This window comes from Nocardia asiatica NBRC 100129, assembly GCF_000308415.1.
In the GTDB taxonomy this organism is placed as follows: Bacteria; Actinomycetota; Actinomycetes; order Mycobacteriales; family Mycobacteriaceae; genus Nocardia; species Nocardia asiatica.
Map to the genome: position 1 here is coordinate 87,945 of NZ_BAFS01000250.1, position 10,336 is coordinate 98,280.

At 61.1% G+C, this 10,336-nt stretch carries 9 protein-coding genes; 3 read left to right on the forward strand and 6 right to left on the reverse strand.

What is annotated here, in order from left to right:
• Positions 1 to 14: 14 nt before the first annotated feature.
• Genes ON27_RS24700 through ON27_RS24710 form a run of 3 tightly spaced genes read left to right on the forward strand, consistent with a single transcriptional unit; the run spans position 15 to position 4,647 of the window.
• On the forward strand, positions 15 to 2,081 hold the full coding sequence (locus ON27_RS24700; RefSeq protein WP_043732553.1) for a helicase HerA domain-containing protein: 2,067 nt from the start codon (positions 15 to 17) through the stop codon (positions 2,079 to 2,081).
• Positions 2,081 to 3,475 carry a hypothetical protein gene (locus tag ON27_RS24705; RefSeq protein WP_043732556.1) on the forward strand — a complete coding sequence of 465 codons (1,395 nt, stop codon included), beginning with the start codon at positions 2,081 to 2,083 and terminating at the stop codon, positions 3,473 to 3,475. The genes ON27_RS24700 and ON27_RS24705 overlap by 1 nt, the downstream gene beginning before the upstream one ends.
• Positions 3,472 to 4,647, forward strand: coding sequence for a DNA adenine methylase (locus ON27_RS24710; RefSeq protein WP_043732558.1), 1,176 nt, complete (start codon positions 3,472 to 3,474; stop codon positions 4,645 to 4,647). The genes ON27_RS24705 and ON27_RS24710 overlap by 4 nt, the downstream gene beginning before the upstream one ends.
• Before the next feature lie 108 nt (positions 4,648 to 4,755).
• Here ON27_RS24710 and ON27_RS41535 read toward each other — a convergent pair whose 3' ends face one another.
• From ON27_RS41535 to ON27_RS24740, 6 genes are all read right to left on the reverse strand, one after another.
• Positions 4,756 to 6,072 carry a restriction endonuclease gene (locus tag ON27_RS41535; protein ID WP_157227327.1) on the reverse strand — a complete coding sequence of 439 codons (1,317 nt, stop codon included), beginning with the start codon at positions 6,070 to 6,072 and terminating at the stop codon, positions 4,756 to 4,758.
• A gap of 711 nt (positions 6,073 to 6,783) precedes the next feature.
• Positions 6,784 to 7,068 carry a hypothetical protein gene (locus tag ON27_RS44890; RefSeq protein ID WP_043732562.1) on the reverse strand — a complete coding sequence of 95 codons (285 nt, stop codon included), beginning with the start codon at positions 7,066 to 7,068 and terminating at the stop codon, positions 6,784 to 6,786.
• A gap of 598 nt (positions 7,069 to 7,666) precedes the next feature.
• Positions 7,667 to 7,942: a hypothetical protein gene (locus ON27_RS24725; protein ID WP_043732565.1), complete on the reverse strand. Its 276-nt coding sequence runs from the start codon at positions 7,940 to 7,942 to the stop codon at positions 7,667 to 7,669.
• 99 nt (positions 7,943 to 8,041) lie between these two features.
• Positions 8,042 to 9,469 (reverse strand): EndoU domain-containing protein, encoded by a 1,428-nt coding sequence (locus ON27_RS24730; protein WP_043732568.1) that lies wholly within the window; start codon positions 9,467 to 9,469, stop codon positions 8,042 to 8,044.
• A 5-nt stretch (positions 9,470 to 9,474) separates the two neighbouring features.
• Positions 9,475 to 9,771, reverse strand: coding sequence for a WXG100 family type VII secretion target (locus ON27_RS24735; protein ID WP_043732571.1), 297 nt, complete (start codon positions 9,769 to 9,771; stop codon positions 9,475 to 9,477).
• A complete protein-coding gene (locus tag ON27_RS24740) occupies positions 9,768 to 10,112 on the reverse strand; it encodes a WXG100 family type VII secretion target (RefSeq protein WP_043732574.1) in 345 nt (114 codons plus the stop codon). Before ON27_RS24740 ends, ON27_RS24735 begins: the two co-directional genes overlap by 4 nt.
• Positions 10,113 to 10,336 lie beyond the last annotated feature (224 nt).

The following is a 10,336-nucleotide window of genomic DNA, read 5'->3' on the forward strand; positions in this document are numbered from 1 at the left end:
TTCCATGAGGACACATGACCGAGCTGATCCCCGGCGTTGGCGCCGGCTCCTTGCTGCAGTCCCAGTTGCTGGCAGATGATCGATCGACCAGGATTGGGGCTATCTACCGCCTCGACTATAACGAGGCGATCGTGCTCACCCATGACCGCTGGAAGTTCGAAGCGGGCGGCATCCCACGGTTCTCCTATCTCCTTGCGACCGCACAGGACATCAACACGCCCGAGGTCGACGACGACGAGGTGCTCCTGCTTCGAGTCGAAGGTACCGCCGCGCTCAGCATGGAAGCTGACCTCCACGCAGTCCGAGAGGAGTCCCTCCGGGCCGCGTTGTCCCGCAAGCAAGACCCGTCGCCATCTGCGGTCCTCGATGTGGAGATGGATCCGTTCACCCGGAACCGGGTCTCCTTCACCGGTCTGAAGTGCAAGGTCTTGGGCACCTTCTACGAGGACGACGTCGACGGGGAGAAAGTCTTGGAGTTCGGCGCCGATGTCGATAACTTCTACGCCACCTCGACCTACCGGGTCCTGAAGCCAGTCGGCGAGGGGTTGTCGACGATTGCTTCCTACCTCAAACCGACGGATCGCGAAGTGAAGCGGGTGCGCATCGGTGCCGTTCGCTACTCCGCCACCCGTAGACGAGCGAAGGCGTCCAAGCAGGCAGATGCGGCGGTCGAGGTCAACATCCACGACTTCATCGGAAACAAGACCGCCCTCCTCGGCATGACTCGTATGGGTAAGTCGAACACAGCAAAGACCATCATCGCGCGAACGTTCATGGTGTCCGAGGATCGCCGTGCCGCGGGCAAGACGCCCATTGGTCAGGTCATCTTCGACCCACAAGGTGAGTACGCCAACCCGAATTCCCAGGACGGGACCGAGATCGCCGCGATCGGGGAGCGACACGTCCGCATCTTCAAGTTCGGGGCCGATAATGAGCAGCCTCACGTCCGTCCGCTCGGAATCAACTTCTTCGACCCTGAGCAGATCGACGCTGTGCAAGGCCTCATCGCCGACAAGCTCCGGTCTGACGGATCATCGGGATACGTAAACGATTTTGCCTCAACTCAGTTCGGCGACGTCAAAAACGACTACTCACAGACGACACGCGCCCAGCGCGGTCGACTCCTGCTCTACGGATGCCTGCTCCGCGCGGCCTTCCCGGTACCAGAATTTAACACTGGCACCAATTACCCATACTCTGTCCTAATCAGCATGGATAGGGACCTACGTGCTGCCATCACCGGACATATCGGAAAAGATCCCTTCAAGTCAGCGGGGCGGCTCTGGAGAATTCAGACCGCTGACATCCGCCCCGTGATCGACGCGATCCTCGCCCTTCGAGACGCCGGGAACACGAAGGCCGATGAGTTCTGCGACGACATTCGCTGGCAGTCGACGGAGCCCATCTACACAGGCTCAACCTCGGGCTCTTCGGGCCGTGTCCGTGGGTGGCGAAACCTGATCGAACTCAAGGACTTCCATAATCCGGATACCCAACGCGACCCTGCCGAAGAGATTTATACCGAGCTGGTCCAGGGCCGTATCGTCATTGTGGACCTTCACGTCGGCACGCCAGTCATCACCCGCGTTCTGAGCGAGAACATCGTTCGCCGCATCCTTGCGAAGCAGACGGAGGTGTTTACCTCGGGCGCCGATGTCGAACCACCAGCGATCCAGGTGATGCTTGAGGAGGCGCACAACCTCTTCGCGAGCGACCGGTACAAGGACGACGCAGATGTATGGATCAAGCTCGCGAAGGAGGCGAGCAAACTCAACCTCGGCATGACGTATGCCACCCAAGAAGTGTCGGGGGTGGCCCACCAGGTCAAGGCGAATACCGCAAACTGGGTTGTCGCCCACCTCAACAACACCAAGGAGCTCAGCGAGCTCGGAAAATTCTACGACTTCGGGTCGTTTGCCGATGCGATCCTCTCCGCCGAGGATCGGGGCTACGTACGCCTCAAGACGCTCTCGTCGCCCTATATTGTTCCAGTCCAGATTGATCGTTACGACACCGAGCTCGTCAACCAGGCACGGGCGACCGCTGGCGACTCGCCACTGCTTACTGAGGTGCTCTTCTGATGCCGTATGAGACGGTCGTCGGCACCCACGAAATCGCCTCGCGATTGAGCCACTCCACGGCCGCAGTCCGCGCAGTCGCTGACCAGCGCACGTTCCACGTCCCCGCCGAGGCGCTCCGTGGCCTCGATGAGGTGAGGAAGCGAATCCGAACGCGAACGGACTTTGCTTTCCCGGCGTCAGAAGTCCAGCTCACCTCGGCGATCGCCGTCGACGGGTCGTACGTCGTCGAGCAGATCAGAGACGGCCTGCCATCCGTGTACTACGGATTCGCCCAAGCAGCTGCCGCATACGTCGACCTGGGGATCATGGAAACTCAGAAGGCAGAGCGCTTCGTCGACCCCTACGAGATCAACCGGGCCGTGAACTCCGCGTTGGTCACCCTGGACCTTCCCGTCGCCGGCGCCTATACGCGTGAAGGTGTCGACATCGCGACCTCTTGGCGTGAAGCGATTGATCAGCTCTTTCGACTCAAAAAGATCGAGGTGAACCGGCTCGATCAGACCCTCCTCGACCTGCTGTTCATGCTCCACGGGAAACCGGGAGATCCAGCCCCACACGTTCCGGTCAACTGCCCTAAACGGGACTGCCAAAAGGATGTCCCGGTGCCCCCAGCCGGCGTCAAATGCCACGCGTGCGGCGAGCACTTGTTCCCGACCGACGTGCTACGCATTCACGAAGAGGTGGGGGAAGAGGGAACGAACCAGTCAGCCCTGAGTCGCCTGATGTCCGTGGTAGAACTCCTCGTATTGGTGGGACTTGCGACTCTGCTGTGGGGGCAGTCTCGCAGGGAGATCCTGCCGCAGACACTGTTCATCGTCGATGGCCCGCTCGCGATGTACGGGCCCCCGGCAAAGCTGAGGGGTTGGGCGCTGGAGTATTTCCAGCACATGGCCAAGGCCTCACCCCGGAGTGCCCCGTACGTCTGCGGCCTGGAAAAGACCGGCGCAATGGTCGATTACGCCCGCCAACTCGCTCGACACGACATTCTTGCCCCTGGCGATCTCCTCGTCTGCGACGCCGACATCATCGGCCGCGTCACCAACGCGACCAACGCTCTTGGATACGGCAAGGAGACTTACTGGGGTCGCAAGTTCATCTACCGGACGCTGGACGGGCGCATTGTCGTACCTACCGTTATGCCGCCAACTGGATCTCCCTACGACACCAACGGCGGGCTCAGTGACCCCCAGAACTACCCGACACTGCCCGCCATCCTTGACGTCATCGACCGAACAGGTTCCTCGATGTACATCGATGGGATCATTCCTGTCGCCGCCGCGCACGGCAAGGCTGCCTTCCCGATCGGTGTCGGCACGGACGTCCTTCGCCTCGTTGCGACCAAAAGACTCGGTCTCGATGCTCAGGCCGACAACCCGATAACTTATTCCAGGTGAACCGAGTGGTTGGCGCGAGCGCCAAACAGCGTCCCGATCCGAACCTCGTTGCAATCGCCGACCAGCCCCGGAAGATCAGCGCTGCGCCCGCGACGATCGAGCACTCGCTCGCACGGGGCCGATACCAGAGCCCGCTACGTTATCCCGGGGCCAAGGGCGGCCTGGCAACAGTCATCGGCGAAATGATTACTGCGGCCGAGACCTCGCAGCAGGTTCACCGCGTCGAACTGCTCGTCGAGCCGTTCGCCGGCGGCGCGTCGACCGCCTTGCGTCTTGTCGGCGCCGGCATCGTCGATCGAGCACTCCTGGCGGATGCCGACCCTCTCGTAGCAGCATTTTGGCAGGTCGCTGCCGGACGTACCGACGAACTGATCGACCGTATCACCGATGAGCACAAACGCTTTATCGCGCCCGGCGGTGCGACCGCCCTTGAGCGCTGGGACCACTGGCGATTCTGGAATCCTGCCCCCGGCTGCAGCCGGGCAGCGACCGACTTGGAACTCGCGACGAAGTGCCTGTTCCTGAATCGGACCACGTTCTCCGGAATCCTGCACGGACAAGCCGGGCCGATCGGCGGCCGCGCCCAGACCTCCGCCTACGGAATCGGGTGCCGATTCAACCTAGAGCCCCTCACCGAGCGCCTCCGTTATGTCGGCCACCTCTACGACACCGGCCGCATCATCGATGTCTGGCGCGCCGACTGGCGGGAAACCCTCAGCGGGGTTGCGTCTCACTACAAGACATTGCTCCCGAACCGTGTGGTCGCCTACCTTGATCCCCCGTACCTCTCGAAGTCCGGCAAGCTTTATCGGCGCTCGTTCGACTCGACCAACAACTCCGCTGAGGCTGACCTTGACTGGGTGTCGATGTTTCAACACGAAAGGCTCGCGGAATACCTGCGTCGCCACATTCAGTTCCGGTGGATCTTGTCTTACGACTTTGACGCGCGCCTTCTCAAGGACGACGCCCTCTACGCCGCGAAGCGCATGCATCCCGACAAGGATAGCCGGGAACTACTGGGCACCAAGGCGTGGCGGATCGTGAGGAGAACCGTCACACTGAACTACACCGCATCGTCACGCAACGGGCGCGGTCCAGCGCAGGAACTTCTCCTGACCACGTTGCCATCGGAGACCGTTCCATCGAATGAGGATCTGCGCGCCATAGATTAAACCGGCTTCGTGATGGCCTGCCCGCATACCGTGGTGCGGCGAGCCGAGCGGTCTGATCCGCAGCTCTGGCCGACCAGAGCCAAACACGTAAAGAGGAGCCGAGGAGCCTTACAGAGTCAAGCCGATACCGAGGTGCTCCGCCATCGCCTTCACCAGGCCATCACCGTCAATCAATTGAATTCGATCGTGTCGAAGAGAAGATTCACGAGCGGACGCTGTGAACCCTCCTGTTGTCACGAGGATCCCCTCGCAAAATTTCCTGCGGGCTACGAGGTCGACGAATGATAGAACCGTGTCTGCCCCTATCGCGTTGCTTACGTGCTTGACCTGAACGACGCAAATCCTGTGCTCCGGCGAGTCATCGATCAGGACAAAGTCTCCGCCCGTGTCGACCGAGCTTGGGGCAGCCGCGCCCCACCCCATCTTCGTAAACAACGCTTGAGTCATTATCTCAAGCTCGGCGGTACGTATTTTTCGCAAGTTCAGAGGATAGCGGTTAAACCACGGATACCTGCCCAGAACTTCGTCGATCTTGTAGCTCGCAACGATATTGCCCGCCCAATCCTCGTCGGGCACGTAACATGAAACGTGCCTCAAATCGAGCCCCGTGTCACCCCACCATATCCTACGCTCTGACTCGCGGTCGTCTACCTCGACGCCATCCAACTCGTCAGTGAAACCACTTTTTCGTAGTCGAAATTTCACCTCCGATTCAGAGGCACCGCAGCACCATGCAATGACGATATCTCTGGGCCAGTGCGACCACGTGTGCGCCAGACCGTGCGTAGTGCCTATCCGCCGCAGTATTCCGGGCCTCCTCAGCAATCGGCTGAGGACGAGGTCACGCCGGTGCGCTCCGGGAGTGTCGAATGTTCTCGACCAACTGTGCAGATAGTCATCTTCCTTCTCATGGATTGGGTCGGGATGGTCGTGCCAGATCGCGTCGTAGTGGCCGTCGTCGGATGACACGGGTCGCAAGGAGAAGCCAGATGGCACCCGAAGGACTAGCCCAGCGGTCGACAAGGAATCGGCGAGCACGAGCAGTCCGTCTTTGAGACTGCGGGGACGCAAGCCCGGAACGCCCCGTAGTCCACCATAGTTATGGTCGTGGTACGGCAGGAGTCGGTGAACAACTGCATACGCCATTGCGGGATGCGGCTCAAGCCACAGGAATCCCTCTTGCACGGATTTGGCCTTCTGGATCCCCAGTAGTGCTCCGTCCAGTTGGCTATCACCAAACGCTTCGGCCAGTTCATGCGCCGCAATGGCTTCGAGTCTCCTCTGATCTGTGGTCGATGCCTCAGGCACCGGCCGTTGTCGGCTGATCAGCCCCTGATCGAACCACCTCTGACTCTCGACGTAGCTTATGCCGGTGGCAGCAGAACAAATTCTTGCCGTCTGAGCCCTGTTCGACGACTTAGTCACGCTCTTCTCCAAGCGCCGCAGTCCGGCGGCGGCGCGAGGTCCGGTAGGGCCGATGACCCGCAGCCAGGACACCGACCAAGCGCGCACTCAAATCCGCTCGTTGATCCGAATCACAGTCTTCCACCAAGGACTTCGCCGTGCGCACGATCACTATTACACGAACGGCCCTCGTCAGCACGACAACGCAAGGCACCAAGGCCATGAGCGAGGTAGGTCCGAGCACGGACATGCCACATCCTCCGTGCTGTCCGGCTCAGCAGTCAGAGGCAGGTACATGGATCCTGCGCAACACAATCGGCTTCTCTGCACACGTGTGGAGCGTAAGCATCCTTGAGACTCGTTGCAGGACATGCCGGAGACCCACAACATCGAGCCGCGCCCCCGTGCTGGGCACCACCAGAATATAGCCGATCGATGCGGATCCACGACCCCGCAGGATGCCGACCGCGGGTCGTCGCCGTTCGCATGTTAGACCACGCTTCGCCCAGACCATCAGCTAAAGCCGCCTGACCGACTCCGGCAGGGCATACGATCTGTCAGGCGGGATACGTACCCAAGATCACCAAGCGTTTTCCAGTTGCGCATATGTTGTGTGTTCTGCCGATTACCGGCACCTGCGACGCTCGATGAAACATGCACCCGACATTTGTCGAGGTCATGACCTTCGGGAAGATCGAAGCCCGGGGCTTTCGGCTGGCTACCCGCTGCTGCTCACTCGTATTGCGGCACTCGCACCACGACGATGCCTGCGACGTTGTCGGGCAGGTTCGATATCACGCGGTCCTCGTTGAAGTCGCCCGTGGTGATCTCAAGGACGTAGCCGGGCGGAGCGTGCCGCAGAGGGTTGAGCGTGTGCTCGAAGTACCTTAGACCCCAGTGCCCCGTGTCGTCGGGGACGTCGTAGAAGACCGGGCCAAGCTGTTCATGACCGCCATAGTGCTCGCTTTTGACACTCGTCGATACTGCGCTGAACTGCTCGGAGCGAGCTCTCAACACGGTCGATCATCGAACGGGCGACTGCTCGTGTGCCGTCCTGCCGATTCTGTAGGAAGTCCGAGAGTTCCGGTGCGAGCTGCTTGTTGAGCGCCGGTATCAGCGGTGGGCTCGCCGGGGGCCGTGTCCACATGTCCTCCAGTGCCACAGACCGCCCATAGGTCGACGCAGCGTCACTCACAAGCAGTTCGTCTGCAAGCAGGGCAGGCATCAGGGAGTAGTGCGCTTGACGCAATGGACACAGCGCCCGCTCCGGTGAACGTCCGGGCAGCGCTCCCACCTCCGGTAGTCACCTGTCCCGAGGTAAAGCGCATATACAGGCAGGAGGCCCAGCGCCGCAGCAGCGGAACGAAGCACCTCGCGTTGCGAGCGCGCCAGCGTCGCGCGCCGTCCACCCACCACCAGACCCAGTCGGCACCACTGAGAACTTCGGCTCCTGGGTAAACGGAACGACGGTAACTGCCCGGGAGGTGTGGGCTGTCACGATCTCAGTAATTGTCGTCTCGCTCCACCGCAGGCCCGTCCGCTCGCACGCAGCCATATGCCGAACGGCCTGGACGCGAGCCCATCTGAACGCATTCTCGACCGAGAACACAAGGATCTACGCGGTGACCACGTTAAGCTCCGAGAGCACGCCTTGGGGATCGTTGAGATAGCGGTATCCCTCCACTGGGAGATTGAACTGGCCGAGCACGTTCGCCACGGCATCGCGTTCCGCTTCAGTGACCGGGATCCGGCGCTTGATCAGACTGGCGCACAGCACGTCGACCAGCATCGCCCACTCACCAACGTCGCTATAGGTCCGGTAGCTTTCGACCAGGTCCGAAGGCAGACGGTCGGCGACGCTCTCGAGAAGGTCTCGCGAGTCCTTGCTCATCTTGTTCAGCCGCCGGTTACGGGCTTCGATAGCTTGCGGATCCCGCTGACGCTTTCGCGCTTCTCGTGCCGCCCTGTCTGAATTCATCGCTCTCCTAGCCTATTTGATCGGGTCACCATTCGCGTCGTTCCTGACTACACCCTCGCCACCGACGGGGTAACCGGTCACGACTGAGCCGTCGGGAGCGACGATGACTTCGATTTGGACGCCGTTGCGGGTGCCGTTGACTTTCCAGTTGCCGTTGTCCTGGAGGACTGGCGGTTGATCTGGGTTCTTCGCGACGTCGACTATTCGGTCGATGATTTTGTCGTCTTCCCAATCGTCGGTGTCGGGGAACTCGGTCTTGTTGGGCATTCCAGTCCCGGGCGCGTGCCCACCACCGTTGATGTCGTCACTCCCGTCGCCGTCGAGGATATGGATCCGTCGTTTCTGAGAAATTGTAATGTTCGCCGGGTTGGGCTTCGCACCCTCCACTTTGTCCCACTGGTTCCCGCTACTGCCGCCATCGGTCAGCTTGACGGTCATTGCCGCGATACCGTCGAGAGCGGCTTTGGTGCCGCCCTGAGAGAGGTCGGGGATGGCCGAGAACACGCCCGAGCCGGCAGAACCAACGGAGGTGACCGCCTCGTAGATGTGGATGAGGTCACTGGCATGAACAGCAGTGCGGATAACCGCTGCCGTCGCCGTGACGACTTCTGTGGTCACCGCAGCGCCACCGGCGGCGGCAGGCCCAGCGGCGACACCGCCTGTTACGACGGCTAGGACTCCGACGACCGCGATCGTGACAGCTATCGATGCGGCGAGCTCCTTGTTGGCGTCGGAGACAGCTTTCTGGATGTCGGAGCGCATTTTGTCGAGAGCGTCGTAGTGTCCCTGGACCGGTCCGTATAACGCTTTCGCGGCCTGAGCCAACAGTTCCGCGGCCTTCCGCAGCGTTGACAGCTTCTCTTCGATCGCGATGATGTTCGGGTCGGTACTGTCTGCGAACTCGGCATTGATGCCCTTGATCCGCTCTGCGGCCCCGGTGATGTTCGTGTGCTCGGAGAACGTTTTCCACGCCTCCGCGGCAGTGTGCAACTTGGTGACGTCCCCGTTGGGGATCTTGCCGACCTTCTCCAGTAGACCCGTGATCGGGCTGTCGATTCCGGACCCGTTGTCCCCCTTCGCGGTAGCAGGGAGGTCCATCCCGGTGTCGTACAGCAGTTCGGACTCTGTTGGACGTGTCGGTTCGGCGCCGCTGGCGGTGGAGCGATTAGCCTGCCACCAGTTGTAGCCGGTGGCGGCAAGCACATCGCCGTATCGCTGCAGTGCGTTCGCCAGGGCCGCTGTCAGTTGGACTATATCGCTGGCGTACTGGTCGTAGGCGGTGATCCATGCCTGGCACTTCTCGTGGTTGCCTGCCATTCCGCCGCACTCGTGGACCAACGTGGACAGCAACGGACCCAACGCGAGAGAGATGTCGCTGGCGAGCAGCTGGCATTTCTTGGCCGCATCGAAGTAGATGCCGGAATCGATGGTCCACCCCATAGGCGTTATCCGCCGTTGAGCATCTGCTTGTTGACCTCGGCAGCGTTGATGTACTTCGTGTGTGCCTTGCGGGCGGCGTCGCTCATGTCACGGACGCCCTCCGCGAACTCCCGCGCGGCTGTGACCCATTTCGTATGCGCTTCGAAATATGCGCGGCCTGCAACACTTTCCCAACCGGTACCGGTGAGTCCTGCTACCTTGTCGTCGATGTCGTCGAGGTGATCACTGATGAATCCGGCCAGGCCGGACAACCTGGCGACGATCTGGTCCAGTTGGTCGACATCGACGGTGAACTCGCTCACGGAAGCTCCAGGCTGGATGCGGAGGTGTTCAACGCTGATGCGTTGGTGCAGTCGCGGCTTTCGTAGGTTTGGGCGGAAACACCAAGCTTTTCAGCCATCTCCCTCAACGCCGTGATGATCTGACTTCCCCCATCACGGACCTCGGACCACCCTGCGGAGAAGTCGGTCGCTGCGCCGCCAGACCAGCCCCCGTCGAGCAAAGCCGCGACGTCCTGAGCTACGGACCGCAGGGCGGACTGCAAGGATTCCGCTAGCTCGTAGGTGTATTGCCCAACCTCTCTAACCTTCTCTGGCACAACCGAAATGCTTGCGCCGGAGGCTGAAGCTCCCCCATCAGTCATGGCTGGACCGTAGCGATCACCTCCAGGGGTGTCAATCCCGCTGCGTCGTGCAACAACGCAACACCACGTCCGTAACCCGTGACGGTTTATGGTGGATGTCGAAATAGTCTCGGCCCGTCAATCTTTGGGGTATTTTGCGTGGTCTGTCGGACCCGCGCGTCACGCGGTAATACAGGACGTTGCTAGTGTGCGGGAGAGGGTTCGGCGAGTCGCGCGAATGCCGA